The sequence below is a fragment of the Hamadaea tsunoensis DSM 44101 genome, from assembly GCF_000428945.1.
Classification (GTDB): Bacteria; Actinomycetota; Actinomycetes; order Mycobacteriales; family Micromonosporaceae; genus Hamadaea; species Hamadaea tsunoensis.
In genome coordinates this window covers 135,478-161,522 of the sequence record NZ_AUAX01000005.1, presented here as the reverse complement: position 1 = coordinate 161,522, position 26,045 = coordinate 135,478, and the positions used below count along the sequence as shown (strand labels likewise).

At 67.6% G+C, this 26,045-nt stretch carries 40 protein-coding genes; 1 reads left to right on the top strand and 39 read right to left on the bottom strand.

Annotated elements, in window-relative coordinates; translation table 11 throughout:
* Window positions 1-51: 51 nt before the first annotated feature.
* Entirely contained in the window at window positions 52-666 is a 615-nt protein-coding gene (locus tag G401_RS0110830) for a class I SAM-dependent methyltransferase (protein WP_027342537.1), read from the top strand.
* Here the strand turns inward: G401_RS0110830 and truA are convergent.
* The 39 genes from truA to G401_RS0110635 form a co-directional block, all read right to left on the bottom strand.
* Window positions 632-1,447 (bottom strand): tRNA pseudouridine(38-40) synthase TruA, encoded by an 816-nt coding sequence (gene truA, locus G401_RS0110825; protein ID WP_034591238.1) that lies wholly within the window; start codon window positions 1,445-1,447, stop codon window positions 632-634. The two genes, G401_RS0110830 and truA, sit on opposite strands and share 35 nt — an antisense overlap.
* Before the next feature lie 66 nt (window positions 1,448-1,513).
* Window positions 1,514-2,065 carry a 50S ribosomal protein L17 gene (gene rplQ, locus G401_RS0110820; protein ID WP_027342535.1) on the bottom strand — a complete coding sequence of 184 codons (552 nt, stop codon included), beginning with the start codon at window positions 2,063-2,065 and terminating at the stop codon, window positions 1,514-1,516.
* A 32-nt stretch (window positions 2,066-2,097) separates the two neighbouring features.
* Window positions 2,098-3,144: a DNA-directed RNA polymerase subunit alpha gene (locus G401_RS0110815; protein ID WP_027342534.1), complete on the bottom strand. Its 1,047-nt coding sequence runs from the start codon at window positions 3,142-3,144 to the stop codon at window positions 2,098-2,100.
* Window positions 3,145-3,235: 91 nt separating this feature from the next.
* Entirely contained in the window at window positions 3,236-3,862 is a 627-nt protein-coding gene (rpsD, locus tag G401_RS0110810; RefSeq protein WP_027342533.1) for a 30S ribosomal protein S4, read from the bottom strand.
* A 15-nt stretch (window positions 3,863-3,877) separates the two neighbouring features.
* Window positions 3,878-4,285, bottom strand: a complete 408-nt coding sequence (rpsK, locus tag G401_RS0110805) for a 30S ribosomal protein S11 (protein WP_027342532.1) — start codon at window positions 4,283-4,285, stop codon at window positions 3,878-3,880.
* Window positions 4,286-4,318: 33 nt separating this feature from the next.
* Window positions 4,319-4,699, bottom strand: a complete 381-nt coding sequence (rpsM, locus tag G401_RS0110800; RefSeq protein WP_027342531.1) for a 30S ribosomal protein S13 — start codon at window positions 4,697-4,699, stop codon at window positions 4,319-4,321.
* 178 nt (window positions 4,700-4,877) lie between these two features.
* On the bottom strand, window positions 4,878-4,991 hold the full coding sequence (gene rpmJ / locus G401_RS0110795; protein WP_020520458.1) for a 50S ribosomal protein L36: 114 nt from the start codon (window positions 4,989-4,991) through the stop codon (window positions 4,878-4,880).
* 51 nt (window positions 4,992-5,042) lie between these two features.
* Window positions 5,043-5,264, bottom strand: coding sequence for a translation initiation factor IF-1 (gene infA / locus G401_RS0110790; protein WP_020520459.1), 222 nt, complete (start codon window positions 5,262-5,264; stop codon window positions 5,043-5,045).
* Window positions 5,265-5,506: 242 nt separating this feature from the next.
* Window positions 5,507-6,373: a type I methionyl aminopeptidase gene (map, locus tag G401_RS0110785; protein WP_027342530.1), complete on the bottom strand. Its 867-nt coding sequence runs from the start codon at window positions 6,371-6,373 to the stop codon at window positions 5,507-5,509.
* Between the two features lie 20 nt (window positions 6,374-6,393).
* Entirely contained in the window at window positions 6,394-7,047 is a 654-nt protein-coding gene (locus tag G401_RS0110780) for an adenylate kinase (protein WP_027342529.1), read from the bottom strand.
* A complete protein-coding gene (gene secY / locus G401_RS0110775) occupies window positions 7,044-8,372 on the bottom strand; it encodes a preprotein translocase subunit SecY (protein ID WP_027342528.1) in 1,329 nt (442 codons plus the stop codon). The genes G401_RS0110780 and secY overlap by 4 nt, the downstream gene beginning before the upstream one ends.
* 238 nt (window positions 8,373-8,610) lie before the next feature.
* Window positions 8,611-9,054 (bottom strand): 50S ribosomal protein L15, encoded by a 444-nt coding sequence (rplO, locus tag G401_RS0110770; RefSeq protein WP_027342527.1) that lies wholly within the window; start codon window positions 9,052-9,054, stop codon window positions 8,611-8,613.
* Window positions 9,054-9,236, bottom strand: a complete 183-nt coding sequence (gene rpmD / locus G401_RS0110765; protein ID WP_027342526.1) for a 50S ribosomal protein L30 — start codon at window positions 9,234-9,236, stop codon at window positions 9,054-9,056. Before rpmD ends, rplO begins: the two co-directional genes overlap by 1 nt.
* Window positions 9,236-9,868, bottom strand: a complete 633-nt coding sequence (gene rpsE, locus G401_RS0110760) for a 30S ribosomal protein S5 (RefSeq protein ID WP_027342525.1) — start codon at window positions 9,866-9,868, stop codon at window positions 9,236-9,238. The genes rpmD and rpsE overlap by 1 nt, the downstream gene beginning before the upstream one ends.
* A gap of 17 nt (window positions 9,869-9,885) precedes the next feature.
* The gene (gene rplR, locus G401_RS0110755; protein ID WP_027342524.1) at window positions 9,886-10,281 is read right to left on the bottom strand and encodes a 50S ribosomal protein L18; all 396 of its coding nucleotides are present in this window, start codon (window positions 10,279-10,281) and stop codon (window positions 9,886-9,888) included.
* The gene (gene rplF / locus G401_RS0110750; protein WP_027342523.1) at window positions 10,278-10,820 is read right to left on the bottom strand and encodes a 50S ribosomal protein L6; all 543 of its coding nucleotides are present in this window, start codon (window positions 10,818-10,820) and stop codon (window positions 10,278-10,280) included. The genes rplR and rplF overlap by 4 nt, the downstream gene beginning before the upstream one ends.
* A 12-nt stretch (window positions 10,821-10,832) precedes the next feature.
* A complete protein-coding gene (gene rpsH, locus G401_RS0110745) occupies window positions 10,833-11,240 on the bottom strand; it encodes a 30S ribosomal protein S8 (protein WP_027342522.1) in 408 nt (135 codons plus the stop codon).
* A 106-nt stretch (window positions 11,241-11,346) separates the two neighbouring features.
* Window positions 11,347-11,532 (bottom strand): type Z 30S ribosomal protein S14, encoded by a 186-nt coding sequence (locus G401_RS0110740; protein ID WP_027342521.1) that lies wholly within the window; start codon window positions 11,530-11,532, stop codon window positions 11,347-11,349.
* A gap of 1 nt (window position 11,533) precedes the next feature.
* Window positions 11,534-12,103 (bottom strand): 50S ribosomal protein L5, encoded by a 570-nt coding sequence (gene rplE / locus G401_RS0110735; RefSeq protein ID WP_027342520.1) that lies wholly within the window; start codon window positions 12,101-12,103, stop codon window positions 11,534-11,536.
* Window positions 12,103-12,420: a 50S ribosomal protein L24 gene (gene rplX, locus G401_RS0110730; protein ID WP_027342764.1), complete on the bottom strand. Its 318-nt coding sequence runs from the start codon at window positions 12,418-12,420 to the stop codon at window positions 12,103-12,105. The genes rplE and rplX overlap by 1 nt, the downstream gene beginning before the upstream one ends.
* Window positions 12,417-12,785 (bottom strand): 50S ribosomal protein L14, encoded by a 369-nt coding sequence (gene rplN / locus G401_RS0110725; RefSeq protein WP_020520472.1) that lies wholly within the window; start codon window positions 12,783-12,785, stop codon window positions 12,417-12,419. The genes rplX and rplN overlap by 4 nt, the downstream gene beginning before the upstream one ends.
* 114 nt (window positions 12,786-12,899) lie before the next feature.
* On the bottom strand, window positions 12,900-13,178 hold the full coding sequence (gene rpsQ / locus G401_RS0110720) for a 30S ribosomal protein S17 (RefSeq protein ID WP_027342519.1): 279 nt from the start codon (window positions 13,176-13,178) through the stop codon (window positions 12,900-12,902).
* A gap of 5 nt (window positions 13,179-13,183) precedes the next feature.
* Complete coding sequence (gene rpmC / locus G401_RS0110715) at window positions 13,184-13,414, bottom strand: 50S ribosomal protein L29 (RefSeq protein WP_027342518.1); 231 nt, start codon at window positions 13,412-13,414, stop codon at window positions 13,184-13,186.
* Window positions 13,414-13,839 carry a 50S ribosomal protein L16 gene (gene rplP / locus G401_RS0110710; protein ID WP_027342517.1) on the bottom strand — a complete coding sequence of 142 codons (426 nt, stop codon included), beginning with the start codon at window positions 13,837-13,839 and terminating at the stop codon, window positions 13,414-13,416. The genes rpmC and rplP overlap by 1 nt, the downstream gene beginning before the upstream one ends.
* A gap of 3 nt (window positions 13,840-13,842) precedes the next feature.
* On the bottom strand, window positions 13,843-14,682 hold the full coding sequence (rpsC, locus tag G401_RS0110705) for a 30S ribosomal protein S3 (RefSeq protein WP_027342516.1): 840 nt from the start codon (window positions 14,680-14,682) through the stop codon (window positions 13,843-13,845).
* Entirely contained in the window at window positions 14,682-15,143 is a 462-nt protein-coding gene (gene rplV, locus G401_RS0110700) for a 50S ribosomal protein L22 (RefSeq protein WP_027342515.1), read from the bottom strand. The genes rpsC and rplV overlap by 1 nt, the downstream gene beginning before the upstream one ends.
* 33 nt (window positions 15,144-15,176) lie before the next feature.
* Complete coding sequence (gene rpsS, locus G401_RS0110695) at window positions 15,177-15,458, bottom strand: 30S ribosomal protein S19 (RefSeq protein ID WP_027342514.1); 282 nt, start codon at window positions 15,456-15,458, stop codon at window positions 15,177-15,179.
* A 13-nt stretch (window positions 15,459-15,471) separates the two neighbouring features.
* Window positions 15,472-16,311: a 50S ribosomal protein L2 gene (gene rplB / locus G401_RS0110690; protein ID WP_027342513.1), complete on the bottom strand. Its 840-nt coding sequence runs from the start codon at window positions 16,309-16,311 to the stop codon at window positions 15,472-15,474.
* Between the two features lie 12 nt (window positions 16,312-16,323).
* Window positions 16,324-16,629: a 50S ribosomal protein L23 gene (gene rplW, locus G401_RS0110685; protein ID WP_027342512.1), complete on the bottom strand. Its 306-nt coding sequence runs from the start codon at window positions 16,627-16,629 to the stop codon at window positions 16,324-16,326.
* Window positions 16,626-17,279, bottom strand: coding sequence for a 50S ribosomal protein L4 (gene rplD / locus G401_RS0110680; protein WP_027342511.1), 654 nt, complete (start codon window positions 17,277-17,279; stop codon window positions 16,626-16,628). Before rplD ends, rplW begins: the two co-directional genes overlap by 4 nt.
* Window positions 17,276-17,932, bottom strand: coding sequence for a 50S ribosomal protein L3 (gene rplC / locus G401_RS0110675; RefSeq protein ID WP_027342510.1), 657 nt, complete (start codon window positions 17,930-17,932; stop codon window positions 17,276-17,278). Before rplC ends, rplD begins: the two co-directional genes overlap by 4 nt.
* Before the next feature lie 13 nt (window positions 17,933-17,945).
* A complete protein-coding gene (rpsJ, locus tag G401_RS0110670) occupies window positions 17,946-18,254 on the bottom strand; it encodes a 30S ribosomal protein S10 (RefSeq protein ID WP_007073037.1) in 309 nt (102 codons plus the stop codon).
* 454 nt (window positions 18,255-18,708) lie between these two features.
* Window positions 18,709-19,902 carry an elongation factor Tu gene (gene tuf / locus G401_RS0110665; protein ID WP_027342509.1) on the bottom strand — a complete coding sequence of 398 codons (1,194 nt, stop codon included), beginning with the start codon at window positions 19,900-19,902 and terminating at the stop codon, window positions 18,709-18,711.
* A 123-nt stretch (window positions 19,903-20,025) separates the two neighbouring features.
* The gene (fusA, locus tag G401_RS0110660; RefSeq protein ID WP_027342508.1) at window positions 20,026-22,122 is read right to left on the bottom strand and encodes an elongation factor G; all 2,097 of its coding nucleotides are present in this window, start codon (window positions 22,120-22,122) and stop codon (window positions 20,026-20,028) included.
* 72 nt (window positions 22,123-22,194) lie between these two features.
* Complete coding sequence (gene rpsG / locus G401_RS0110655) at window positions 22,195-22,665, bottom strand: 30S ribosomal protein S7 (protein ID WP_027342507.1); 471 nt, start codon at window positions 22,663-22,665, stop codon at window positions 22,195-22,197.
* A 3-nt stretch (window positions 22,666-22,668) separates the two neighbouring features.
* Window positions 22,669-23,052 (bottom strand): 30S ribosomal protein S12, encoded by a 384-nt coding sequence (gene rpsL, locus G401_RS0110650; RefSeq protein ID WP_027342506.1) that lies wholly within the window; start codon window positions 23,050-23,052, stop codon window positions 22,669-22,671.
* Window positions 23,053-23,559: 507 nt separating this feature from the next.
* Window positions 23,560-24,033 carry a DUF4190 domain-containing protein gene (locus G401_RS0110645; protein ID WP_245601683.1) on the bottom strand — a complete coding sequence of 158 codons (474 nt, stop codon included), beginning with the start codon at window positions 24,031-24,033 and terminating at the stop codon, window positions 23,560-23,562.
* A gap of 38 nt (window positions 24,034-24,071) precedes the next feature.
* Window positions 24,072-24,395 carry a hypothetical protein gene (locus tag G401_RS0110640; RefSeq protein WP_027342504.1) on the bottom strand — a complete coding sequence of 108 codons (324 nt, stop codon included), beginning with the start codon at window positions 24,393-24,395 and terminating at the stop codon, window positions 24,072-24,074.
* Between the two features lie 15 nt (window positions 24,396-24,410).
* Window positions 24,411-26,021 (bottom strand): ArnT family glycosyltransferase, encoded by a 1,611-nt coding sequence (locus tag G401_RS0110635; RefSeq protein WP_157545584.1) that lies wholly within the window; start codon window positions 26,019-26,021, stop codon window positions 24,411-24,413.
* Window positions 26,022-26,045: the final 24 nt, after the last annotated feature.

Genomic DNA, 26,045 nt, shown 5'->3' with positions numbered 1-26,045 from the left:
TCCGCCGAGGTGCGACCGAGGGTGCCGATCGCGGTCGGGGAGAATGACGGCGTGACAGGCGATCATTACTTCACCCCGACCCCCGGATCGGCCGCCCGGCCCCGGGAGATCGCGTTCAGCGCCGGCGGCCGCGAGTACGCGCTGGCCTCCTCGACCGGCGTCTTCTCCGCCGATCGCCTGGATCCCGGCACGGCGGTGCTGCTGCGCAAGGCGCCCCTGCCCGGCGACGACGCGACCGGCACGTTCCTCGACATCGGCTGCGGCTACGGCCCGATCACGAGCGTGCTGGCGGTCGGCGCGCCCCGCGTACGCGTCGTCGCGGTGGACGTCAACGAGCGGGCGCGGGCGCTGGCGGAACAGAACATGGCGACCCTCGGCGTGGCCGACCGGGTCGTGGTGGCCGCGCCCGACGACGTCGACCCGGCGCTGCGCTTCGACCAGATCTGGTCCAACCCGCCGATCCACGTGGGCAAGGCGGAACTGCACGACCTGCTGCTGCACTGGCTGCCGCGGCTCACACCGGACGGCACGGCCTGGCTCGTCGTGGCCCGCCACCTCGGCAGCGACTCGCTCGCGGACTGGCTCGGCGGTCAGGGCTTCCCGACCGTCAAACACGCCAGCCAGAAGGGCTTCAGAGTGCTGCGCGTAGCTGCCGCGTCGCGGTAGCCCGCTCGGCCCACTCGGCCGGATCCGTCGGGTAACCCACCTCGACCAGCGTCAGGCCGTGCGCGCCGACCACGGCCACGTCGTCCGCGCGCTGCCTGCGGGTCAGCAGACTCCCCGGCCACGCGGGATCGCGGCGCCCGTCGCCGGCCGCGAGCATCCCGCCCACCAGGCTCCGGACCATCTGCTGGCAGAACGCGTCGGCCTGCACCGTCGCGATCAGAATCCCATCGGCTTCGCGGCGCCAGGCCAGCCGGGTCACCCGCCGGATCGTGGTCGCGTGCTCCTTCTTCCGGCAGTACGCGGCGAAGTCGTGCTCCCCGACGAGGCCCTGGGCCGCCGCGTTGAGCCGGTCGAGGTCCAGCGGCCGGGGCCAGGCGAGGGTGTCGCGGCGGCGCAGCGGCTCCGCCCCGAAGGGCGCGTCCGTCACCCGGTACTCGTACCGCCGGAACAGCGCCGAGAACCGGGCGTCGAAGGCGTCGTCGACCCGGTACGCGGCGCGTACGCGGACATCGGGCGGAAGCAGCCCGGACAGGCGGCGCACGACGGTGGTCTCCACGGCGGACCAGACAGGGTCCGGGAGATCGATGTGGCTGACCTGGCCGGTGGCGTGAACGCCCGCGTCCGTACGCCCCGCGACCGTGAGGCCGGTGGCGTTCCCGGCGCCGAGGATGCGATCGAGCTCGGCCTGCAGCACCCCCGCGACCGTACGCCGAGTGGGCTGCGCGGCCCAGCCGGAGAAGTCGGTGCCGTCGTAGGAGATGTCGAGCCTGATCCTGGCCATGCTGGGCGACTCCCGGAAAGACGTCAGCGGGCCGTCCGGAATGGACGACCCGCTGACGGTGGTGTCTTACTTCTTCTCGTCGGCCTCGGCCTCGATGGCCTCGACCTCGGCGGCGGTCTCCGCGTCGGTGACCTCGGCCTCGTCCGCCGCGACCGCGGCCTTGGCGGCCGGCGCGTCGTCGGTGTCACCCGCGAGGGCGGCCACGACGTCGGCCTTGGCGGCCTTGCGCTTCTCGGTCTTGGTGTTGACGGCCGCGACCTCCAGCTCCTCGACCAGCTCGATGATCGCCATCGGAGCGGCGTCGCCCTTGCGGGGGCCGACCTTCACGATGCGGGTGTAACCACCGGGGCGGTTCGTGTACCGCGGCGCGATCGTCTCGAAGAGCTCCACGAAGGTGTCCTTCTCGCGGATCACGCGACGGACTCGGCGCCGGGCGGCGAGGTCGTCGCGCTTCGCGAAGGTCACCAGACGCTCGGCCAGCGGGCGCAGCCGCTTGGCCTTGGTCTCCGTCGTGGTGATGCGGCCGTGCTTGAACAGCGAAGTCGCCAGGTTGGCGAGCATCAGCCGCTCGTGCGCGGGGCTGCCGCCGAGGCGGGGGCCCTTGGTGGGCGTGGGCATGGTTCTGCTCCCTGTGTGGTGGCGGCAGCGCTTTAGAGCTGCTCGGTCTCGCGGTAGTCGTCGACGTCGGCGTCCGAGTCGGAGTCGTCGTCGTAGGCGGTGTCGCCGAAGGAGTCGACGACGTTCGCCGGGTCGAAGTTGGGCGCCGAGTCCTTCAGGCCCAGCCCCATACCGGCCAGCTTCATCTTGACCTCGTCGATCGACTTCTGCCCGAAATTCCTTATGTCGAGCAGGTCCGCCTCCGTACGCCCGATGAGCTCACCAACGGTGTTGATGCCCTCGCGCTTGAGGCAGTTGTACGACCGGACGGTGAGGTCCAGCTCCTCGATCGGCAGCGCCAGGTCGGCAGCGAGCTGCGCGTCCTGCGGCGACGGGCCGATGTCGATGCCCTCGGCGGTCTCGTCCAGCTCGCGGCACAGGCCGAACAGCTCGACGAGCGTCGAGCCGGCCGAGGCCAGCGCCGTACGCGGCGAGATCGACGCCTTGGTCTCGACGTCGATGATCAGCCGGTCGAAGTCCGTACGCTGCTCGACACGGGTCGCCTCGACGCGGTAGGTCACCTTCAGCACCGGCGAGTAGATCGAGTCGACCGGAATCCGGCCGATCTCCGCGCCGCCCTGCTTGTTCTGGGCGGCCGTGACGTAGCCGCGACCACGCTCGACGGTCAGCTCCATGTCGAGCCGGCCCTTGCTGTTCAGCGTCGCGAGCTTCAGATCCGGGTTGTGCACCGAGACGCCGGCCGGCGGCTGGATGTCGCCCGCCGTGACGTCGCCCGGGCCCTGCTTGCGCAGGTACATGCTGACCGGCTCGTCGTGCTCGGAGCTGACCGACAGCTCCTTGACGTTCATGACCAGCTCGACCACGTCCTCCTTGACACCGGGGATCGTGGTGAACTCGTGCAGCACGCCGTCGACCTTGATGCTGGTGACGGCCGCGCCCGGGATCGAGCTGAGCAGCGTACGCCGCAGCGAGTTGCCGAGCGTGTAGCCGAAGCCCGGCTCCAGCGGTTCGATGGTGAACCGGGAGCGGGTCTCGCTGATCGACTCTTCCGTGAGAGCCGGCCGCTGGGTGATGAGCACTTACTTCTCCTTGGATGCCGAGACGCCCGCTATTTGACGTCTGCTGACAGGTGCGGCCGGCGCACACTCGTGTGCGCCGGCCGGTGAGCCCCTACTTGGAGTAGAGCTCGACGATCAGCTGCTCCTGGACCTGGGTGTCGATGGCACCCCGGGCCGGAAGCGAGTGAACGAGGATCTTCAGCTGCGTGGGGATCGCCTCGAGCCACGCCGGAACGGTGCGGCTGCCGGCCTCGCCCTGCGCGACCTGGAACGGGGTCAGCTCCCGCGACTTCTCACGGACCTCGACGATGTCGTGGTCGGTGACGCGATACGACGGGATGTCGACCTTCTTGCTGTTCACCACGAAGTGGCCGTGCTTGACCAGCTGGCGGGCGTGGTCACGGGACTTGGCGTAGCCGGCCCGGTAGACCACGTTGTCCAGACGCGACTCGAGGATCTGCAGCAGAACCTCACCCGTCTTGCCCGACTTGCGGTTGGCCTCTTCGTAGTACGTACGGAACTGCTTCTCCAGCACGCCGTAGATGCGGCGGGCCTTCTGCTTCTCGCGAAGCTGCAGCAGGTACTCGGTGTCCTTGGTGCGGCCGCGACCGTGCTGCCCGGGCGGGAACGGCCGGGACTCGAACGGGCACTTCGGCCCGTCGCACTTGCTGCCCTTGAGGAACAGCTTGGTCTTTTCGCGACGGCAGCGGCGGCAATCGGCGCCGGTGTAACGAGCCATCTCTCTATCTCTCCCTTAGACCCGGCGACGCTTCGGCGGACGGCATCCGTTGTGCGGCTGCGGCGTGACGTCGGAGATGACTCCGACCTCGAGACCGGCGGCGGTCAGCGAACGGATGGCGGTCTCACGGCCCGAACCCGGGCCCTTGACGAAGACGTCGACCTTGCGCATGCCGTGCTCCATCGCCCGGCGAGCGGCGGCCTCGGCGGCCAGCTGCGCGGCGAACGGGGTCGACTTGCGCGAGCCCTTGAAACCCACCTGGCCGGCGGAGGCCCAGGAGATCACAGCACCGGTCGGGTCCGTGATGGACACGATGGTGTTGTTGAAGGTGCTCTTGATGTGCGCCTGCCCGTGGGAGACGTTCTTACGTTCCTTACGCCGGACCTTCTTGACTGCGGCCCCAGCGCGTGCCTTCGGCGGCATAGCTTTATGCGCTCCTTATCGAGATCTGGTCTGCTACTTCTTGCCGGGCTTCTTCTTGCCGGCCACGGTGCGCTTGGGACCCTTGCGGGTACGCGCGTTGGTACGCGTGCTCTGCCCACGGACGGGCAGCCCCTTGCGGTGCCGGATGCCCTGGTAGCAGCCGATCTCCACCTTGCGGCGAATGTCAGCCTGGACCTCGCGGCGCAGGTCCCCTTCTACCTTGAAGCTCGCTTCGATGTGATCACGCAGCTGGACGACCTCGTCATCGGTCAGGTCCTTGGCGCGCTTGTTCGGGTCGATACCAGTCGCGGCGAGGCACTCCATCGCGCGGGTCCGGCCGATGCCGAAGATGTAGGTGAGCGCGATCTCCATGCGCTTTTCGCGCGGGAGATCCACGCCGACGAGACGTGCCATGTGCGGGCTTTCTCCTCAATCGTGGCGGAGGTCTATGCCTGCCCCCATCCCGATCTGCCCGGATCGGGCCCCGGCCTCCGACCGGGGGTAGGCCACGAGAGTTTCCCACAATGGGACGTCCCCGCGGCCGGGACGAGCTTGTGCTGTTGAACTGCTGCGCGAGATCTGCGCGTCGGGCTCAGCCCTGGCGCTGCTTGTGGCGCGGGTCGTCACAAATGATCATGACCCGGCCGTGCCGACGGATGACGCGGCACTTGTTGCAGATCTTCTTGACGCTCGGCTTGACCTTCACGGTTCGCCTTTACTCCGGTTTTGGACACGGGCACGTACGCCCGATGCCGTGTTACTTGTAGCGGTAGACGATTCGGCCGCGGCTCAGGTCGTAGGGCGAAAGCTCCACGACGACCCGGTCCTCCGGCAGGATGCGGATGTAGTGCTGGCGCATCTTTCCGCTGATGTGAGCCAAGACCCTGTGGCCGTTAGCGAGCTCGACCCGGAACATTGCGTTCGGGAGTGGCTCGATAACTCGGCCCTCGATCTCGATGGCCCCGTCCTTTTTCGGCATGTCCTCCGCTACCTGACATCGGGTGTAATGGCTGGCACACGTTGTCCTCGCGCAGTGATTGCCGATACCGCGGATGCGATATTCACAATGTGCACGCCAGCCGCGGCACTGTCAGCTTCCGAGCGCCGGAGGCATGACAGAGGGGACGCGGTGCGCCGTTGAGCCAGTCTACGCGCGGGTATGCATCGATACCAAATCGGGGTCTCGTAGATCACGCCAGCTCAACGGGGCACGGCCCGGAGTCAGTCGGCCTGTGCCGTGAGAAGGTCGCCGAGACGTTCACGGCCGCCGTCGAAAGCGGTGAGAACCCACACACCGTCCTCGAACAGTCCGATCGAATGCTCCACGTGCGCGGCGACCGACCTGTCCGTGCTCACGACCGTCCAGCCGTCGGAGAGTTCCAGCGTACGCGGGCTGCCCATGGTGATCATCGGCTCGATCGCCAGGGCCATCCCCGGCACGAGGAACGGGCCCTTGCCCGGCCGGCCGTGATTGAGGATGTGCGGATCCTGGTGCATCTCGGTACCGATGCCGTGGCCGCCGTAGCCGTCGACGATCCCGTAACGGCGCCGGGCCCCGGTGACCCGGCCGACCAGAGCGGACTTCTCCCCGCGGATGCTCTGCTGGACCGCGTACGAGATGTCGGTGAGGCGGCCCTTGCCCGTGCGTACGCCTCGCGCCGCCGCGGCGATGCCGGCCCACATGGCGTCCTCGGCAACGGCCGACATGCGCAGCAGGTCCGGCGAGGTCTCGCCGACGCCGACGGTGATCGCCGAGTCGCCGTGCCACCCGTCGAGGATCGCGCCGCAGTCGATCGAGATGAGGTCGCCCTCCTGCAGGATCTGGCCGGCGCTCGGGATGCCGTGGACGACCTGCTCGTTCACCGAGGCGCAGATGGTCGCGGGGAACCCGTGGTACCCCTTGAAGGACGGGACCGCGCCGGCGCCCCGGATGACCTTCTCGGCGATGCCGTCGAGGTCGGCCGTGGAAACGCCGGGCGCGACCGCCTGGCGCATGGCTTCGAGGGCCTCCGCCACGACGAGTCCGGCCGCGCGCATCCGGCGCAGCTGTTCGGGCGTCTTGATCTGAACGTCGAGCTGGTGGTGCATAAATCCAGCCTATACAGGGCTCAGGAGCCGAACGAGCGCAGCGCCTCCATGGCGCGCGCCGTCACATCCTCGACCGGGCCGGTGGCGTCGATCCCGACCAGCTTGCCCTGGGCGCCGTAGTAGTCGACCAGGGGAGCGGTGTCCCGCTCGTAGACCCTCAGCCGCTCGGCGATGGTCTCCGGCTTGTCGTCGTCGCGCTGGTACAGGTCGCCGCCGCAGTTGTCGCAGACGCCGTCCTTGGTCGGCCGGTCGAACTCGACGTGCCAGATCTTCTTGCAGCCGTGGCAGTTGCGCCGGCCGGACAGCCGCCGGATGACCTCGTCGAACTCGACGACCAGTTCCATGACCAGGTCGAGAGCGACACCCTCGTCCCCGAGCATCTTGTCCAACGCCTCGGCCTGCGGCACCGTACGCGGGAACCCGTCGAGCAGGAACCCGTCGGCCGCGTCCGCCTCGGCCAGCCGGCCGCGCACCATGTTGATGGTGACCTCGTCCGGAACGAGGCCACCGGCGTCCATGTACCGCTTGGCCTCGATCCCGAGGGGCGTACCCTGCGAGACATTGGCCCGGAAGATGTCACCCGTGGAGATCTTCGGGATGGACAAGGTCGAGGCGACGAACTCCGCCTGCGTACCCTTGCCCGCTCCCGGCGGGCCCACGAGAACCAGCCTCATCGCAGGAAACCTTCATAGTTACGCTGCATCAGCTGGCTTTCGATCTGCTTGACGGTCTCCAGACCCACGCCGACCATGATCAATACCGCCGTACCACCGAACGGGAAGTTCTGGTAGGACGTGCCGCCGAGCCACATGAAGAAGAAGTTCGGCAGGACCGCGATGATGCCCAGGTACAGAGCACCCGGCAGGGTGATGCGGGTGAGGATGAAGTCCAGGTAGTCGGCGGTCGGCTTGCCGGGGCGGATGCCCTGCACGAAGCCGCCGTACTTCTTCATGTTGTCCGCGACCTCGGTCGGGTTGAACGTGATCGACACGTAGAAGTAGGTGAAGAAGATGATCAGCACGAAGTAGGTCGCGATGTAGACCCAGTTGCTCGGGTTCGCGAGGTGCCGGTCGACCCACAGCCAGACGTTGCCCGGGTTGTCGCTCTTGGTGAACTGGAGCGCCAGCTGGGGCAGGTAGAGCAGCGAGGAACCGAAGATCACCGGGATGACGCCGGCCTGGTTCACCTTCAGCGGGATGTACGTGGACGTGCCGCCGTACATGCGCCGGCCGACCATTCGTTTCGCGTACTGCACCGGAATGCGGCGCTGTGCCTGCTCGATGTAGACCACGGCCGCGATGATGGCGACGACGAGCACCAGGACGCCGGCGAACCAGTACGCGCCCTTCTGCTTGTAGATCTGCCAGCCCTCGGAGGGAAGCCGGGCGGCGATCGACGTGAAGATCAGGACGGACATGCCGTTGCCGACGCCGCGGTCGGTGATCAGCTCGCCCAGCCACATGATCACACCGGTACCGGCGGTCATGGTGACGACCAGCGCCACCAGCGTCAGCCAGGCCGGGATCTTGGTGGCCGGGATGATCTCGACGCCGGCCGGGCAGGCACCGCCGAACAGCTGGCCGGACTTGCCGAGCGCGACGAACGCGGAGGACTGGAGGACCGCGAGGCCCAGCGTCAGGTACCGCGTGTACTGCGTGATCTTCGCCTGGCCCGACTGACCCTCCTTGCGGAGCTGCTCGAGCCGCGGGATGACCACGGTCAGCAGCTGCAGGATGATCGACGCGGTGATGTAGGGCATGATGCCCAGCGCGAAGACCGACAGCGAGAGCAGCGCGCCACCCGAGAACAGGTTCAGCAGGCTGAAGATCCCGTTGCTCCCGGCCGAGGCAGCCTTGATGCACTGCTGCACGTTGCCGTAGGACACCCCGGGGCTCGGGATCGTGGCACCGAGCCGGTAGAGCGCGATGATGGCCGCTGTGAACAGCAGCTTCTTGCGCAGGTCAGGCGTTCTGAACGCACTGAGAAACGCGGAGAGCACTCTTTCCTCCTGCGGGAGGCGGCCACGTGTGGGTGGCGCGGGGGCGTGACGGGATCGCTACGGGACGAAATCCATAGCTGGGTTTGGACTGTAACAGCCCGTGGGGGTTCTGGTCAGGGGTGGCCGAGCATTATTTCGCTGAGCTGCCCTTGAGCCAAGCGTCCGATAGAAGAACACGAGGCGCCGATCGTCCGCTTCTGTTGGCGAAGCAGCCGACCGGCGCCCTGTATGTTCCGCCTTACAGCTCGGTGACCGAGCCGCCGGCGGCGACGATCTTCTCCTTGGCGGACGCGCTGAACGCGTGCGCCGAGATCTGCAGCGCGACGCCGCCCAGTTCGCCGGTGCCGAGCACCTTGACCGGGTGGCCCTTGCGGACCGCACCGGCCGAGGCGAGCTCGTCCGGGCCGATCTGGCCGCCCTGCGGGAAGAGCTCGGCCAGGCGGTCCAGGTTCACGACCTGGAACACGACCTTGAACCGGTTCCGGAAGCCCTTCAGCTTCGGCAGGCGCATGTGGATGGGCATCTGCCCGCCCTCGAACGCCGCCGGAACCTGGTAGCGAGCCTTCGTACCCTTCGTACCGCGACCGGCCGTCTTGCCCTTCGAGCCCTCACCACGACCCACGCGGGTCTTGGCGGTCTTCGCACCGGGCGCCGGGCGGAGGTGGTGGACCTTGAGAGTCATCAGTCGACCTCCTCAACCTTGACGAGGTGGTTCACCGCGAAGATCATCCCGCGAATCTCGGGACGGTCCTCCTTGACGACCACATCTCGGATCCGCTTCAGGCCGAGCGACCGCAGGGACTCCTGCTGGTTGCGCTTGGCACCGATCTTGGACTTGACCTGAGTCACCTTGAGCCGAGCCATCACGCACCCGCTCCCGCTCGCGCGGCCAGCATGCGGGCCGGCGCGACGTCCTCGACGGGCAGTCCGCGGCGCGCCGCGACCTGCTCCGGCGACTCGAGCATCTTCAGAGCCGTCACCGCGGCGTGCACGATGTTGATCGGGTTCGACGAACCCAGGCTCTTCGACAGGACGTCGTGGACGCCCGCGCACTCCAGCACGGCACGCACCGGACCACCGGCGATGACACCCGTACCGGCGCTGGCCGGCTTCAGGAGCACGACACCGGCCGCGTCCTCGCCCTGCACCGGGTGCGGGATCGTCGAGCCGATCCGGGGCACCTTGAAGAAGTGCTTCTTGGCCTCCTCGACACCCTTGGCGATGGCCGCGGGCACCTCCTTGGCCTTGCCGTAGCCGACGCCTACGGTGCCGTCACCGTCACCCACCACGACGAGCGCGGTGAAGCTGAACCGACGACCACCCTTGACGACCTTGGCGACACGGTTGATGGTGACGACCCGCTCGATGTGCGGCGTCTTCTCGACCGGCTGCCGGTCGCGGCCGCCCTCACGGCGGTTGTCGCGACCGCGGCGCTGATTGTCGCCGCCCTCGCTGCTGTTACCGGACCCGGAGCCCCGGCGCTGTGGACCTGGCATTCGTAGTCCACTCCTTCCTAGAACTCGAGCCCGGCCGCGCGGGCTGCGTCCGCCAGAGCCGCGATGCGGCCGGCGTAACGGTTACCACCACGGTCGAACACAACTTTGTCGATTCCGGCCGCCTTGGCGCGGTCGGCGATGAGCGAGCCGACTTTGCCGGCCAGGTCGCTCTTGCTGCCCTCGGCGGTACGCAGCGTGGCGTCCAGCGAGGAGGCCGACACCAGGGTGTGACCCTTGATGTCGTCCACGATCTGCGCGGTGATCTGCCGCAGCGACCGGGTGACCACCAGACGGGGCCGCTCGGCCGTACCGCTGAGGTTCCGACGGATCCGGAAATGGCGGCGCGCCCGGCCGACGGCGCGCTTGCCAGCGACACCCCCGCCATTGCGGCGCTTGAGGAGCTGCGCGCTCACTTCTTACCTGCCTTTCCAGCCTTGCGGCGGATGACCTCGTCCGAGTACTTCACGCCCTTGCCCTTGTAGGGCTCCGGCGGACGAATCTTCCGGATCTTCGCGGAGACCTCGCCCACGAGCTGCTTGTCGATGCCCGCCACGTGGAACAGCGTCGGCCGCTCGACGGTGAAGGTGATGCCCTCAGGGGCGGTCACCAGCACCGGGTGCGAGAAGCCGAGGGCGAACTCGAGGTCGCTGCCCTTGGCCGTGACGCGGTAACCCGTGCCGTTGATCTCCAGGCTCTTGCGGTAGCCCTCGGTGACGCCGACGATCATGTTGGCGACCAGGGTACGCGAGAGGCCGTGCAGCTCCTTGGCCTTGCGCTCGTCGTTCGGGCGGGTGACGTGCAGCTCCCCGCCTTCACCACGCTCGATGGAGATGGGCTCGGCGAGCGAGTGCTCGAGCGCGCCCTTGGGGCCCTTGACCTTGACGGTCTGGCCGGAAATGGTGACCTCGACCCCAGCGGGGACCGTGATCGTCTTACGTCCGATTCGCGACATGGCAGACCTTCCTCACCAGACGTAGGCGAGGACTTCCCCGCCCACCCCTCGCTTGCGGGCCTGCCGATCGGTGAGCAGCCCCTGGGACGTCGAGATAATCGCCACGCCCAGGCCGCCGAGCACCTTGGGGAGCTCCTGCGAACGGGCGTAGACCCGAAGGCCGGGCTTGGAGACCCGGCGGATACCCGCAAGGCTGCGCTCGCGGGTCAGGCCGTACTTGAGTTCGACCGTCAGCGTCTTGCCGACGGCCCCCTCCTCGGGCTCCTCAACCGCCCAGGTCGAGATGTACCCCTCCGCCTTGAGGACCTCGGCGATGTTCGCCTTGATCTTCGAGTAGGGCATCTGCACCCGGTCGTGATACGCCTGGTTGGCGTTGCGCAGACGCGTCAGCATGTCTGCGATTGGGTCGGTCATCGTCATTGTTGTTTTAGCCTTTCTCGCCGCGGTTCCACCGGTTGCCGGAACGTGGTTCCGGATCGGGGCCTACGGCGAAGCAAGAATTCAGAATTCTCAGCAGCTCGCGGGTTTACCACGAGGCCTTGGACACGCCGGGGAGCTCGCCACGGTGGGCCATCTCCCGGATGCACACCCGGCAGAGGCCGAACTTGCGGTAGACCGACCGGGGCCGGCCGCACCGCTGGCAACGGGTGTAGGCACGCACGGCGAACTTCGGCTTCGCGGCGGCCTTGATGATCAGCGCCTTCTTGGCCATGTCAGTTCTCCTTGAACGGGAAGCCCAGGAGCTTGAGAAGCGCCCTGCCTTCGTCGTCGGTCTTCGCGGTGGTCACCAACGTGATGTCCATGCCCCGGACCGAGTCGATCCGGTCCTGGTCGATCTCGTGGAACACCGACTGCTCGGTCAGACCGAACGTGTAGTTGCCGTTGCCGTCGAGCTTGCGCCCGTCGAGCCCGCGGAAGTCGCGGATACGCGGCAGCGCGATCGCCAGCAGGCGGTCCAGGAACTCCCACATCCGGTCGCCCCGGAGGGTGACCTTGGCGCCGATCGGCATGCCCTCGCGCAGCTTGAACTGCGCGATGGACTTGGTCGCCCGGCGGATCTGGGGCTTCTGGCCCGTGATGGCGGCGAGGTCGCGGACCGCACCGTCGATCTTCTTCGCGTCCCGGGCAGCCTCGCCGACGCCCATGTTGACGACGATCTTGGTCAGGCCCGGTACCTGCATCGGGTTCGAGTAGCCGAACTGCTTGCGCAGCTCGCCCGCGATCTCGTTGCGGTACTTCTCCTTCAGACGAGGGAGAGTCTTCTCAGCGGTCGCCGTCGACATCACAGCTCCTTGCCGGTGCGGCGCGAGATACGGACCTTGCTGCCGTTCTCATCGATCTTGTAGCCCACCCGGACCGGCTTGCCGTCCTCGAGGTACGCCACCTTGCAGACGTCGATCGGCGCCTCCTGGGTGACGATGCCGCCGCTCTTGGCGCCCCGCTGCGTCGTCCGGATCTTGGTGTGCTTCTTGATGCGGTTCACGCCCTCGACCAGGACCTTGTCCAGCTTCGGGTAGGCCGCGATGACCTTGCCCTCCTGGCCCTTGTCCCGACCGGAGATGACCACGACGGTGTCGCCCTTCTTGATCTTCATGATCAGAGCACCTCCGGGGCCAAAGAAATAATCTTCATGAATCGCTTGTCCCGCAGCTCGCGGCCCACCGGGCCGAAAATACGAGTACCACGGGGGTCTCCGCCGTCCTTGATGATGACGGCGGCGTTCTCGTCGAACCTGATGTACGAGCCGTCGGGCCGCCGCTTCTCCTTGACCGTCCGAACGACGACCGCCTTGACGACGTCGCCCTTCTTCACGCCGGCGCCAGGAATGGCGTCCTTCACGGTGGCCACGATGACGTCGCCGATGCTCGCGTAGCGCCGACCCGAACCACCGAGAACGCGGATGCACAGAATCTCCCGGGCACCCGTGTTGTCGGCGACTCGCAGTCGCGACTCCTGCTGGATCACGTCAACTCCTGTATGTCTGCCAGTTCTCCGGCGTACCGGAGCTTGGCGGAACTTGGTCCACATCGGCGCGGGCCGGGGTTGTCACCCCGAACCCGCACCGACGCAGGCGGTCTGTTACTTGGCCCTCTCAAGGATCTCCACGACCCGCCACCGCTTGGTGGCGGACAGCGGACGGGTCTCCATCAGGAGGACGCGGTCGCCGATGCCGCACGCGTTCTGCTCGTCGTGCGCCTTCAGCTTGCTCGTGCGCCGCAGCACCTTGCCGTAGAGCGGGTGCTTGACCCGGTCCTCGACGGCGACCACGACGGTCTTGTCCATCTTGTCGCTGACGACGAGGCCCTCACGCACCTTACGCGAGGTCCGCGCGACAACGTTCTCGTTGGTCTCGCTCATGTTGTTTACGCCACCTCAGTCGGCGCGGCCGAGAGACCCAGCTCGCGCTCACGCATGATCGTGTAGATCCGGGCGATGTCCTTGCGGATGACCTGCAGCCGCTTGTTGTTGTCCAGCTGCCCGGTCGCACCCTGCACGCGGAGGTTGAACAGCTCCGCCTTGGCCTCCCGCAGCTTGGTGACCAGCTCCTCGCCGGAGAGTTCACGCAGCTCAGCAGACTTCAGTCCGGCCGCCATCACGCCTCACCCACTTCACGCGTCACGATGCGGCACTTCATCGGCAGCTTGTGGATCGCGCGACGCATCGCCTCACGCGCGATCGCCTCGTTCGGGAACGTCATCTCGAAGAGAATCCGGCCCGGCTTGACGTTCGAGACCCACCACTCCGGCGAGCCCTTACCGGAACCCATCCGGGTCTCGGCAGGCTTCTTCGTGAGGGCCTGGTCCGGGAAGATGTTGATCCAGACCTTGCCGCCACGACGAATGTGCCGGGTCATCGCGATACGCGCCGCCTCGATCTGGCGGTTGGTGACGTATGCCGATTCCAGCGCCTGAATGCCGAACTCGCCGAACGCCACCCGGTTGCCGCCCTTCGACGCGCCACTGCGCGACGGGTGGTGCGGCTTACGGAAGCCCTTCGGGGGCTTACGCGGCACCAGCATTGATCAGCCCTCCTGCGTCTGCACCGGCGCGGCCTCGACAGCCGCCTCGGTGGTGCTCTCCGTGGTGGCGGCGGCCGCGGCGGCCGCACGGCCGGCCTCGGTGCCACCCGCGGTGGTGCCGGACGAACCCGACCGGGTGCGGCGAGGCCGCTCCGGACGGTCGGCCCGCTCACGACGCGGGCGCGCTGCGCCTGCGTCCGCCAGGGCCTCACGGCCCGGGACGGCGTCACCCTTGTAGATCCAGACCTTCACGCCGATCCGGCCGAAGGTCGTACGCGCCTCGAAGAAGCCGTACTCGATGTTGGCCCGCAGCGTGTGCAGCGGAACGCGACCCTCACGGTAGAACTCCGTGCGGCTCATCTCCGCGCCGCCGAGACGGCCGGAGACCTGCACCCGGATGCCCCGCACGATCGGGTTCTTCATCGCCGACTGCATCGACTTGCGCATCGCCCGACGGAAGCTGACCCGGCTGGACAGCTGCTCGGCGACGCCCTGCGACACCAGCTGCGCGTCCGACTCGGGGTTCTTCACCTCGAGGATGTTCAGCTGCACCTGCTTGCCGGTGAGCTTCTCCAGCTCGCCCCGCAGACGCTCGGCCTCGGCACCCTTACGGCCGATGACGATGCCCGGGCGGGCGGTGTGGATGTCGACGCGCACCTTGTCACGGGTGCGCTCGATCTCCACCTTGGAGATGCCGGCGCGCTCGAGGCCCTTGGACATCATCTTGCGGATCTTGACATCCTCGCCGATGTAGTCCTTGTAGAGCTTGTCCGCGAACCAGCGCGACTTCCAGTCGGTCGAGATGCCGAGCCGGAATCCGGTCGGGTGAACTTTCTGACCCATTACTCGGTCTCCTCCTGCTCGGCGGCCTCAGCCTTGGCGGCCGCCTTCGCCGGCGTGGCCTTGGCGGGCGTAGCCTTCTTCGCTGCGCGGGCCGGGGTACGCGGCGCGACCGCCTCCACCTCGATGGTGATGTGGCAGGTCCGCTTGCGGATCCGGTACGCGCGACCCTGCGCCCGCGGCCGGAACCGCTTCAGCGTCGGGCCCTCGTCGACGTAGGCCGCGCTCACGAGGAGCGCTTCCGGGTCGAGCCGCTCGTTGTTCTCGGCGTTCGCGATAGCGCTCGCCAGCACCTTGTAGACGGGCTCGCTGGCGGCCTGCGGCGCGAACTGCAGCACCGTGAGGGCCTCCTTCGCGGGTAGACCGCGAACGAGGTTGACCACACGGCGCGCCTTGGTGGCGGACAAGCGCACGTGGCGGGCAACGGCCCGGGCACCGGGCGCCTGCGCGTCCTTCGTAGGCATCGTGTATTCCCCTGGTTCCTTAACGGTCCACCGTCAGCGACGGCGGCTCTTCCGGTCGTCCTTCTCGTGACCCTTGAACGTGCGGGTCAGCGCGAACTCGCCGAGCTTGTGCCCGACCATTGCCTCACTCACGAAGACCGGGACGTGCTTGCGCCCGTCGTGCACCGCGATCGTGTGCCCGAGCATGTCGGGGATGATCGTGGAGCGACGCGACCAGGTCTTGATGACGTTCTTGGAGCCCTTCTCGTTCTGCGCTTCCACCTTCTTGAGCAGGTGGTCGTCGATGAACGGGCCCTTCTTCAGGCTGCGTGGCATCTCGTTACCTTCCTCAGCCGCGCTTACGCGTGGCGTAACGTCGGCGGACGATCAGCTTGTCGCTCGCCTGACCCTTACGACGGGTGCGGCCCTCGGGCTTACCCTGCGGGTTGACCGGGTGACGACCACCGGAGGTCTTACCCTCACCACCACCGTGCGGGTGGTCGATCGGGTTCATCGCCACACCACGGACGGTCGGGCGCTTGCCCTTCCACCGCATACGGCCGGCCTTGCCCCAGTTGATGTTGGACTGCTCGGCGTTGCCGATCTCGCCGACGGTCGCCCGGCAGCGGACGTCCACCTTGCGGATCTCACCCGACGGCATACGCAGCGTGGCGTAGTCGTCCTCGCGGCCCAGCAGCTGGATGCCGACGCCGGCCGAGCGGGCCAGCTTCGCGCCGCCGCCCGGACGCAGCTCCACACCGTGGATCGTGGTGCCGACCGGGATGTTGCGCAGCGGCAGGTTGTTGCCCGGCTTGATGTCCGCGCCCGGACCCGACTCGATCGGGTCACCCTGCTTGAGGTCCTTCGGCGCGAGGATGTAGCGCTTCTCGCCGTCGGCGTAGTGCAGCAGGGCGATACGGGCGGTCCGGTTGGGGTCGTACTCGATGTGCGCGACCTTGGCCGGGATGCCGTCCTTGTCCACCCGCTTGAAGTCGATCAGGCGGTACTGGCGCTTGTGGCCGCCGCCCTGGTGCCGGGTGGTGATCCGGCCGTGGACGTTGCGGCCGCCCTTCTTGGGCAGCGGCACGACCAGCGACTTCTCCGGGGTGGACCGGGTGATCTCCGCGAAGTCGGCGACACTGGAGCCACGGCGGCCCGGCGTCGTCGGCTTGTACTTACGAATAGCCATTGTCTATGCCCCTCAGCTCACCGGTCCGCCGAAGACCTCAATGCGGTCTCCGTCGGCGAGCTTCACCATCGCGCGCTTGGTCGCCTTGCGCTGGCCGTAGCCACCGTTGCGGGTGCGCTTGCGCTTGCCCTCACGGTTGAGCGTGTTCACGGTCAGTACGCGCACGTTGAAGATCTGCTCGATCGCGATCTTGATAGCGGTCTTGTTCGCATCCGGGTGCACGAGGAACGTGTACCAGTTGCGGGTGAGCTCGCTGTAGCTCTTCTCGGAGACGACCGGGGCGACGATGATGTCGCGCGGGTCGGCGATGGTGGTCACTTGTCACCCTCCTCGGTGCCCGCGACGCGTACGCCGAGGAACTCCTCGAGGGCGTCCTTCGTGAAGACCACGTGGTCTGCGACGAGTACGTCGTAGGTGTTGAGCTGGCCGGCCTCGATCAGGTGCACCAGCGGCAGGTTACGCAGGCTGATCCAGTTCAGTTCGTCATCCGTGCCGAGGACGACGAGCGTCTTCTCGGCCTCGATGCCGACCGCCTTCAGCGTGGCGATCGCGGCCTTCGTCGACGGGGTCTCCCCGTTCACGAACGCCTCCACCACGTGGACGCGGCTCTCGCGGGCCCGGTCCGACAGGGCGCCACGCAGGGCGGCGGCCTTCATCTTCTTCGGGGTCCGCTGCGAGTAGTCACGCGGCACGGGACCGTGGACCACACCACCGCCGGCGAACTGCGGTGCACGGGTCGAGCCCTGACGGGCGCGGCCGGTGCCCTTCTGCTTGTACGGCTTACGGCCACCACCGGAGACCTCGCCCCGGCGCTTGGCCTTGTGCGTACCCTGGCGCTTGGCGGCGAGCTGCGCCACCACGACCTGGTGCATCAGCGGAATGTTGGCCTGCACGTCGAAGATGTCGCCGGGCAGCTCAACCGAACCGGCAGCGGCACCATCGACGCCGATGACGTCAACCGCGGTCACTTCGCACCACCCTTCTTCAGCTTCGCCGCCGAACGGACCAGCACCAGCGCGCCCTTGGGGCCCGGGATGGCGCCGCGCACGAGCAGCAGGTTGTTCTCTACGTCCACCGCCTGAACGGTGAGGCCCTGAGCGGTGAAACGCACACCACCCATGCGGCCGGCCATGCGTACGCCCTTGAAGACGCGACCGGGGGTCGCGCAGGCGCCGATGGAGCCGGGCGAGCGGTGCTTGCGCTCGACACCGTGCGAGGACTTGAGGCCGTGGAAGCCGTGACGCTTCATCACACCCGCGAAGCCCTTGCCCTTGGTCTTGCCCGTCACGTCGATGGCCTGGCCCGCGGCGAAGGTGTCCACGGTGAGCTCCTGGCCCAGCGTGTACTCACCCGCGTCGACGGTACGCAGCTCGACGATGTGCCGGCGCGGGGCGACGCTCGCCTTGGCGAAGTGGCCGGCGCGCGGCTTGTTGGCCTTACGCGGGTCGATGGCGCCGTACGCCAGCTGAACCGCGGAGTAGCCGTCCGTGTCGAGGGTGCGGATTTGGGTCACCACGTTCGGGCTGACCTCGACGACCGTCACCGGTACGACCTTGTTGTTGTCCCACAGCTGGGTCATGCCCAGCTTGGCGCCCAGGAGGCCCTTAACTTGCCTGTCCATGAGTGTCCGGTCCCTACAGCTTGATCTCGATGTCGACGCCTGCCGGCAGGTCGAGACGCATGAGCGAGTCGACCGTCTTGGGGGTCGGGTCGATGATGTCGATCAGACGCTTGTGCGTGCGCATCTCGAAGTGCTCGCGCGAGTCCTTGTACTTGTGCGGCGAGCGGATCACGCAGAAGCGGTTGATCTCCGTGGGCAGCGGCACCGGGCCCGCGACCTGAGCGCCCGTACGAGTCACCGTCTCGACGATCTTGCGCGCCGAGGAGTCGACAACCTCGTGGTCGTAGGCCTTGAGCCGGATGCGGATCTTCTGTCCCGCCATGGTGGCTTCTGTTTCCTTCTCTCGTTGTGACCCTCGCCGGAGTGTGTCCGCCGGCGGTGATGGCCGTCCGCTCTCTTCTTGTCAACCCGTCCGAGCTGCTCTGATGAGAGCCTCCGGCTGGTCCATCCGACCCCCGCGGTCGGGCGTGTCGCGCGCCAGGCCACGCCTTACCCATGCATATTCACCACATGGAAGCGGTTTGACCTGGCAAACGTCACGCCCGCGCTGCCGGGGCTGGGCGACACCCACGACTTGCTCGTGAGTCCCGCAGTGACCGGTGCCGACCCCGCTGAAGTGCAAGGTCTACCGGCCGCAACGCAACCTGTTCATTATGCCGTACGAGGTGCGGGTATGTGAAATCGGGGTGCCCGGTCTCACTCACCGGCCTCGCTATAAGGCCGAACATGCGGATCGGGCGCCCCACCTTCGCAGGCAGGGCGCCCGATTCAGCAGATTACTTCAGGATCTTGACGACCCGGCCGGCGCCGACGGTGCGGCCACCCTCACGGATCGCGAACCGCAGGCTCTCCTCCATGGCGATGGGCTGGATCAGCGCCACCGTCATGTTGGTGGTGTCGCCGGGCATGACCATCTCGGTGCCCTCGGGCAGCGTGACGACGCCGGTGACGTCCGTGGTACGGAAGTAGAACTGCGGACGGTAGTTCTGGAAGAACGGGGTGTGGCGGCCGCCCTCCTCCTTGGAGAGGATGTAGACCGTCGCCTCGAACTCCGTGTGCGGGGTGGTCGTACCCGGCTTGATGACGACCTGACCGCGCTCGACCTCCTCGCGCTTGATACCGCGGAGCAGGAGACCGACGTTCTCTCCGGCGCGCGCGTCATCGAGAGTCTTGCGGAACATCTCGATCGCGGTGACCTTGGTCTTGAGCGACTTCTCCTTGATGCCGATGATCTCGACATCCTCGTTCGGGAGCAGCACGCCGCGCTCGACACGACCGGTGACGACGGTGCCACGACCGGTGATCGTGAACACGTCCTCGACGGGCATGAGGAACGGCTTCTCGGTCTCACGCTCGGGCTGCGGGATCGCGGTGTCGACCGCGTCCATCAGCTCGAGCAGCTTGGCCGACCAGGTCGCGTCGCCCTCGAGCGCCTTGAGCGCCGACACGCGAACCACCGGGACGTCGTCGCCGGGGAACTCGTAGGTGCTCAGCAGCTCGCGGACCTCGAGCTCCACGAGGTCGAGAAGCTCCTCGTCGTCCACCATGTCCGACTTGTTCAGCGCCACGACGATGTACGGAACGCCGACCTGGCGGGCCAGGAGCACGTGCTCCTTGGTCTGCGGCATCGGGCCGTCGGTCGCGGCGACCACCAGGATCGCGCCGTCCATCTGGGCGGCACCGGTGATCATGTTCTTGATGTAGTCGGCGTGACCGGGGCAGTCGACGTGCGCGTAGTGCCGCGACTCGGTCTGGTACTCGACGTGCGCGATCGAGATCGTGATACCACGAGCCTTCTCCTCCGGCGCCTTGTCGATCTCGTCGAACGGCGTGTAGGGGTTCAGGTTCGGGTACTTGTCGTGCAGGACCTTCGTGATGGCCGCCGTCAGCGTCGTCTTACCGTGGTCGATATGACCAATGGTGCCGATGTTGACGTGCGGCTTAGTCCGCTCGAACTTCGCCTTCGCCACTGGTGTCCTCCTGTGGACTGTTGGTTCGTACGCCCGACGGCGCCCCGAGGCGCTTTGGACTTCTCCTGGCCGCCTGGCTGACCGTGACGGTCAGCCAGGCGTTCTCGTATGGCTGGCGGGCGATTACTCGCCGGTGGCCTTCGAGATGATCTCCTTCGCCACGTTCTGAGGAACCTCGGCGTAGGAGTCGAACTGCATGCTGTAGCTCGCCCGGCCCTGGGTCTTCGACCGCAGGTCGCCGACGTAGCCGAACATCTCCGACAGCGGCACGAGGGCGCGGACGACGCGGGCACCGCCGCGCTCCTCCATCGCCTGGATGATGCCGCGGCGGGAGTTGAGGTCTCCGATGACGTCACCCATGTTCTCCTCAGGAGTGGTGACCTCAACGGACATCATCGGCTCGAGCAGCGCCGGGTCGGCCTTGCGAGCCGCCTCCTTCAGCGCCATCGAACCGGCGATCTTGAACGCCATCTCGGACGAGTCGACCTCGTGGTACTTGCCGTCCACCAGGGTCATCTTCACGCCGACCAGCGGGTAGCCGGCGAGGATGCCGTACTGCATGGCGTCCTGCGCACCGGCGTCGACCGACGGGATGAACTCCTTCGGGATGCGGCCACCGGTCACGGCGTTGACGAACTCGTACGTCGCGTCCCCGTCGAGCGGCAGCGGCGAGAGGCCGATGATGACCGACGCGTACTGGCCGGAACCACCGGTCTGCTTCTTGTGCGTGTACTCGACCTTCTCCACCGTGCGGCGGATGGTCTCACGGTACGCGACCTGCGGCTTGCCGACGTTCGCCTCGACGTTGAACTCGCGCTTCATCCGGTCGACGAGGATCTCCAGGTGGAGCTCGCCCATACCGGAGATGACCGTCTGGCCCGTCTCCTCGTCGTTGCGGACGCGGAAGGTCGGGTCCTCCTCGGCGAGCTTCTGGATGGCGACACCCAGCTTCTCCTGGTCGGCCTTGGTCTTCGGCTCGATCGCCACGTCGATGACGGGCTCCGGGAAGGTCATCGATTCGAGGACCACCGCGTTGGCCGGGTCGCACAGCGTGTCACCGGTCGTGGTCTGCTTCAGGCCCTGGACGGCGATGATGTCACCAGCCTGCGCCGACGAGCGCTCTTCGCGCTTGTTGGCGTGCATCTGGTAGATCTTGCCGATCCGCTCCTTGCGGTCCTTGGTCGAGTTGATGACCTGGGTGCCGGACTCGACCGTGCCCGAGTAGACCCGGACGTAGGTGAGCTTGCCGAGGTGCTTGTCGGTCTGCACCTTGAACGCCAGGCCCGAGAACGGCTCCTTGACGTCGGGGTGGCGCTCGGCCGCGGTCTCGCCGTCCATGAGGATGCCCTCGATGGCCGGGATGTCCAGCGGCGACGGCAGGAAGTCGACGACCGCGTCGAGCATGGGCTGGACGCCCTTGTTCTTGAACGCGGAACCGCAGACGACCGGGTTCAGCTTGCCGGCGATGGTGGCGCGACGGATCGCGGCCTTCAGCTCGTCGACGGTGAACTCGCCACCCTCGAGGTACTTCTCCATGATCGAGTCTTCCGCCTCGGACAGCGTCTCGAGCAGCTTGACACGCCACTCGTCCGCGGAGTCCTTCAGGTCGGCCGGGATCTCCTCGACCGCGTAGTCCTCGCCCTTCTGGGTCTCGCCGCGCCAGGTGAGGGCGCGCATGCCCAGCAGGTCGACGACGCCGATGTGGTCGCCCTCGAGCCCGATCGGGATCTGCAGGACCAGCGGCGTCGCGTTCAGGCGGCTGATCATCATGTCGACGCAGCGGAAGAAGTCCGCGCCGGTACGGTCCAGCTTGTTGACGAAGCACATACGCGGAACGTTGTACTTGTCGGCCTGGCGCCAGACGTTCTCGGTCTGGGGCTCGACGCCGGCGACGCCGTCGTAAACGGCCACCGCACCGTCGAGGACCCGCAGCGACCGCTCGACCTCGACCGTGAAGTCGACGTGGCCGGGCGTGTCGATGATCTGGATGACGTGACCCTTCCACTCGCACTTGGTGGCGGCGGAAGTGATCGTGATACCACGCTCCTGCTCCTGCTCCATCCAGTCCATGACGGCAGCGCCCTCGTGGACCTCACCGATCTTGTGCGTGATACCGGTGTAGAACAGAATGCGCTCGGTCGTGGTCGTCTTACCGGCGTCGATGTGCGCCATGATGCCGATGTTGCGGAGCTTGGCGAGCGCGGCGTTTGCGGCGGCCACTTTCGAGTTCCCTTCAGGAGATGTAACTCAGGGTCGGGAGCCGGGCCGGTCAGCCCGGCTCCCGGAAGATGCTTACCAGCGGTAGTGAGCGAAGGCCTTGTTGGACTCCGCCATCTTGTGCGTGTCCTCGCGCCGCTTGACGGCGGCACCGAGGCCGTTGCTGGCGTCGAGCAGCTCGTTCATGAGGCGCTCGACCATGGTCTTCTCGCGGCGGGCCTTGGAGTAGGTCACCAGCCAGCGCAGGCCCAGCGTGGTGGCACGGGCCGGACGAACCTCGACCGGAACCTGGTAGGTCGCGCCACCGACACGGCGGCTGCGGACCTCGAGGGTCGGCTTGACGTTGTCCATCGCGCGCTTGAGCGTGACGACCGGGTCGGTACCGGTCTTCTCCCGGCAGCCCTCGAGGGCTCCGTAGACGATGCGCTCGGCGAGCTGGCGCTTGCCCTCCAGCAGGATCTTGTTGACCAGCTGGGTCACGAGGGGCGAGTTGTACACCGGGTCAGCGATGAGCGGCCGGCGCGGTGCGGGTCCCTTACGCGGCATGGCTTACTTCTTCCCATCCTTGACGAGCTTCGCGCCGTAACGGCTGCGTGCCTGCTTGCGGTTACGGACGCCCTGCGTGTCGAGCGAGCCACGAATGATCTTGTAGCGCACACCGGGCAGGTCCTTCACACGACCGCCGCGGACGAGCACGATCGAGTGCTCCTGCAGGTTGTGACCGACACCGGGGATGTACGCCGTGACCTCGATCTGGCTCGAGAGCTTGACGCGGGCGACCTTGCGCAGCGCCGAGTTCGGCTTCTTGGGAGTCGTGGTGTACACACGCGTGCACACGCCGCGGCGCTGGGGGCTGCCCTTCAGCGCGGGCGTCTTGGTCTTGCTCGTCTTGGCCTGGCGGCCCTTGCGGACCAACTGCTGGATTGTGGGCACCGGGTGTCTCCGCTCCCTGTCCTCTCGGTGCCGAATCGCTCGGTGCGACCCGGATGTTCTCTTCGGTTGGCCGATGGACGTCACCGCGACGCTCACCGGTCGGCCAGCCTGCTGGGTCCGACCCGTCCACGCTGCGCTTTCACGGCGCTCGTGGCGCGTTTCCGACCCCCGCGGTCGGGCGTGTCGCCCAGCCACGGTTCGGCGCGCGATCGCTCGCTCGCCGGGGTTTGAGCGCGTACCCGCCGCTACCGGTTCGGGCGCACGCACAATGAGCCCAGGCATGCCTGGGCACGAGGGAAAAGAGTACCCACCGTGAGCGTGCAGGTCAAAACGAGCATTCGGACCAGCCCTGCGGCCGTTTCGAACGATCACTCTTCATGTACGCGTCTCTTCATGCACACATCACATCGGGCCACTCGACCCCATAGTCTACCCGTTGGCCCGGGACGGGGCGCACGGGATAGGCGGCTGTGAGCGGACGCACGTGGCGTACTGCGGTTGACCGGGTCAGACGCCGCTGATCTGGGAGGCGTCGAGCACGAACGCGGCCACCATGGCGATGACGGTCAGCACAACGCCGACGGCCCCGCAGATCATTCCGGCCAGCGCGAGGCCCTTGCCCCGCAGCGCGCTCGACCGGCGGATCTGGCGCAGCCCGAGCCCGCCGAGGACGACCGCCCCGATCCCGAGGACGCCGGCCAGCACGGCGAACGCGCCGGCGGCCGTCGCACCCCAGCCGCCCGACGCCCCGACCAGCGCGAAGCAGCCGACGACGAAGCCCACCAGGATCGACGCGATGCCGGCGACGAGGCTGCCCGAGGCGAGCCCCGTGGTGATCGGCGGCGTGCCGAGGATGGCCAGACCGTAGGGCGTACCGAGGACCGGGTCCACGCGTACGGGCGGCGGCAGCTGGACGGGCCGCGGGGGAACGTGCGGCATCTGGGTGTGGAGGGGGCCACCCGAGCCCGGCGCCTGAGTCACCCGCTCAACTTACCGCCGACGCCCCGGTGGGCGCGGACTCAGTTCACCGTCGGCGGGAAGTCGTGCGCCGGATCGGCCGCGTGGTGCAGCACCCCCACCACGACGGCCACGCTGACCACCAGCGCCGCGACCCCCAGTGCCAGCCGGGCGAGCAGCTCGCCGCGGCCGAGCAGCGCCGAGCCGGTGCGCCAGCCCTCCCCTGCCGCGATGTCCGCGCGCGCCTGCCGGGCCAGAGCCAGGGCGAGCACCGCCGGGACGACGCCGCCCAGCAGCGGGCTGGTCACGATGGCGATCCAACCGAGGGCGTACGCGGCCACTGCCTTGCTGTCACGGATCGGCTCCGGGTCGGCCGGGTGTCGCATTCATCCAGATTAGCGCTAATACTGACGCAGTGAGACCCGGCACAGCGGCTCGCCTTCGACCATCACCGCATGGATCTCGCGATAGCCGTCCGGTGCCGGCGACGTGGTCAGCAGGAAGATCGGCTGGCCGTCGCCGACCGACTGCATCCCCGGCAGGTACGGCTCGGTGAGCGAGTTCCAGGCGACCTCGTCCTGGAAGGTCGGATTGTCCGGGTGGTAGCCGCGGTAGTGGTCGTTGAGCCAGCTGGCGGCCGTCGACGCGCACTGGCCCCAGTAGTCCGCCTCGTACTCGTGCCGCGCCTGCGCGAATCCGCCGGCCAGGGGGCTGAAGTACGCGTACTCGAAGGGGTAGATCTTCGCGGTGGACACGACGACCTCGGCCTGGCCGACCAGCGCGAGGCCGACGAGCCCCCAGGCGATCGCGGTCCGGCCCGAGGCGCGCAGCGCACGGACGGCGCCCACGAGGACGGCAGTGGCCAGCAGGATGAAGCCGGGTACGACGTAGAGGAACTGCCGGATGCCGTTGTAGAGCGTGGCGTGCGCGTACATGATCAGGGCAAGGGGAATCAGGGAGTAGAGGGCGATCAGCAGGTACTGGCCGGGCACCCGGACGCGGCGGCTCAGCAGCCACAGCGCGACCAGCGGGCTGACGACGGTGAACGCCACGACGGGCAGCGGCGAGCCGATGACCAGCCAGGTCGGCACGTAGCTGAGCGGCAGCGCCTTGGCCCGGACCATCTCGCCGCCGAACATGATCGAGTTGTCCCAGTCGTACGCGGCCATCATCTTGATCGAGTTCATCAGGCCGGTGCCCGGATACACCATCAGATACGGCCAGAGCAGGGACATCACGAGGTAGCAGGCGGCCGCGACGACGAGACCGGCGCCCAGGAAACGGACGATCTCGGGCCCGAGCGCGCGTACGCCGCGGCGCCGGAACACGATGACCAGGTAGCCGAGGGCGACCAGGCCGAGCAGCGCGAAGAACGCGAGCCCGTTGACGCGGACGGCGGCGGCCGCCCCGATGACCCCGCCGAGAAGGAAGTACTCGCCGATCTCGACCCGGCGCGGACGTTCCCAGCGGCGCATGAGACGCAGGGTGAGCCACAGCGCGAGCATCATGAGGACGGTGAACGGCACGTCCTTGGAGTTCGTGAAGATCGCGCCGAGGTAGCGCGGGTAGAGGGTCAGCCCGACCGCCGCGGTCAGCGCGCCCCACGAACCCGCGATCTCCTTGCCGCACAAGGCGATGACCAGGATGCCGAGCACGCCGACCACGCCGTTGACCAGCGAGCGGGTGTGCCAGGTCTCGCCCGACCAGTGCTGGAACAGCGCGACGAACGCCTCGTACGCCGGCCCGTGCTCAGGCATGTGAATGTTGTCGCCCATGTTGAGGAACGACTTGTCGTGGCCGCCGCTCAGGTACCACTGCAGGGTCAGCTTGCCGTAATCGTCCTGCATGTACTCGTCGTACGTGCGCCCGTGCCGCCAGTACTGCGTCGCGACGAACCACGCGAGACCCGCGAAAAGCAGGCCCAGCAGCGCGTACGGCAGCCGCGCCGGCCAGCTCCCCGGTTCGCGTCCATCCTTGACCGTCGCCACGTCGGGCCGAGCGTCAACAACCACCACATATTTGTACGCGAAAACGGC

Coding starts and splice junctions, on each gene's coding strand:
- G401_RS0110740 (WP_027342521.1), bottom strand. CDS start 11,532: ATGGCCAAGAAGGCGCTGATCATCAAGGCCGCCGCGAAGCCGAAGTTC.
- truA (WP_034591238.1), bottom strand. CDS start 1,447: ATGGCCAGGATCAGGCTCGACATCTCCTACGACGGCACCGACTTCTCC.
- rplC (WP_027342510.1), bottom strand. CDS start 17,932: ATGGACAGGCAAGTTAAGGGCCTCCTGGGCGCCAAGCTGGGCATGACC.
- G401_RS0110780 (WP_027342529.1), bottom strand. CDS start 7,047: ATGAGGCTGGTTCTCGTGGGCCCGCCGGGAGCGGGCAAGGGTACGCAG.
- rplO (WP_027342527.1), bottom strand. CDS start 9,054: ATGACTCTCAAGGTCCACCACCTCCGCCCGGCGCCCGGTGCGAAGACC.
- rpsH (WP_027342522.1), bottom strand. CDS start 11,240: ATGACGATGACCGACCCAATCGCAGACATGCTGACGCGTCTGCGCAAC.
- map (WP_027342530.1), bottom strand. CDS start 6,373: ATGCACCACCAGCTCGACGTTCAGATCAAGACGCCCGAACAGCTGCGC.
- rplF (WP_027342523.1), bottom strand. CDS start 10,820: ATGTCGCGAATCGGACGTAAGACGATCACGGTCCCCGCTGGGGTCGAG.
- rpsC (WP_027342516.1), bottom strand. CDS start 14,682: ATGGGTCAGAAAGTTCACCCGACCGGATTCCGGCTCGGCATCTCGACC.
- rpsK (WP_027342532.1), bottom strand. CDS start 4,285: ATGCCGCCGAAGGCACGCGCTGGGGCCGCAGTCAAGAAGGTCCGGCGT.
- rplP (WP_027342517.1), bottom strand. CDS start 13,839: ATGCTGGTGCCGCGTAAGCCCCCGAAGGGCTTCCGTAAGCCGCACCAC.
- rpmD (WP_027342526.1), bottom strand. CDS start 9,236: ATGGCTCGGCTCAAGGTGACTCAGGTCAAGTCCAAGATCGGTGCCAAG.
- infA (WP_020520459.1), bottom strand. CDS start 5,264: ATGCCGAAAAAGGACGGGGCCATCGAGATCGAGGGCCGAGTTATCGAG.
- rplV (WP_027342515.1), bottom strand. CDS start 15,143: ATGCCTACGAAGGACGCGCAGGCGCCCGGTGCCCGGGCCGTTGCCCGC.
- rpmC (WP_027342518.1), bottom strand. CDS start 13,414: ATGGCGGCCGGACTGAAGTCTGCTGAGCTGCGTGAACTCTCCGGCGAG.
- rpsQ (WP_027342519.1), bottom strand. CDS start 13,178: ATGAGCGAGACCAACGAGAACGTTGTCGCGCGGACCTCGCGTAAGGTG.
- rplQ (WP_027342535.1), bottom strand. CDS start 2,065: ATGCCCACGCCCACCAAGGGCCCCCGCCTCGGCGGCAGCCCCGCGCAC.
- G401_RS0110640 (WP_027342504.1), bottom strand. CDS start 24,395: ATGCGACACCCGGCCGACCCGGAGCCGATCCGTGACAGCAAGGCAGTG.
- rplE (WP_027342520.1), bottom strand. CDS start 12,103: ATGTCGACGGCGACCGCTGAGAAGACTCTCCCTCGTCTGAAGGAGAAG.
- rpsM (WP_027342531.1), bottom strand. CDS start 4,699: ATGGCACGTCTCGTCGGCGTGGATCTCCCGCGCGAAAAGCGCATGGAG.
- rpsS (WP_027342514.1), bottom strand. CDS start 15,458: ATGCCACGCAGCCTGAAGAAGGGCCCGTTCATCGACGACCACCTGCTC.
- rpsE (WP_027342525.1), bottom strand. CDS start 9,868: ATGCCAGGTCCACAGCGCCGGGGCTCCGGGTCCGGTAACAGCAGCGAG.
- rplB (WP_027342513.1), bottom strand. CDS start 16,311: ATGGCTATTCGTAAGTACAAGCCGACGACGCCGGGCCGCCGTGGCTCC.
- rpsG (WP_027342507.1), bottom strand. CDS start 22,665: ATGCCGCGTAAGGGACCCGCACCGCGCCGGCCGCTCATCGCTGACCCG.
- rpsD (WP_027342533.1), bottom strand. CDS start 3,862: ATGGCTCGTTACACCGGCGCCGATTGCCGCCGCTGCCGTCGCGAAAAG.
- rpsJ (WP_007073037.1), bottom strand. CDS start 18,254: ATGGCGGGACAGAAGATCCGCATCCGGCTCAAGGCCTACGACCACGAG.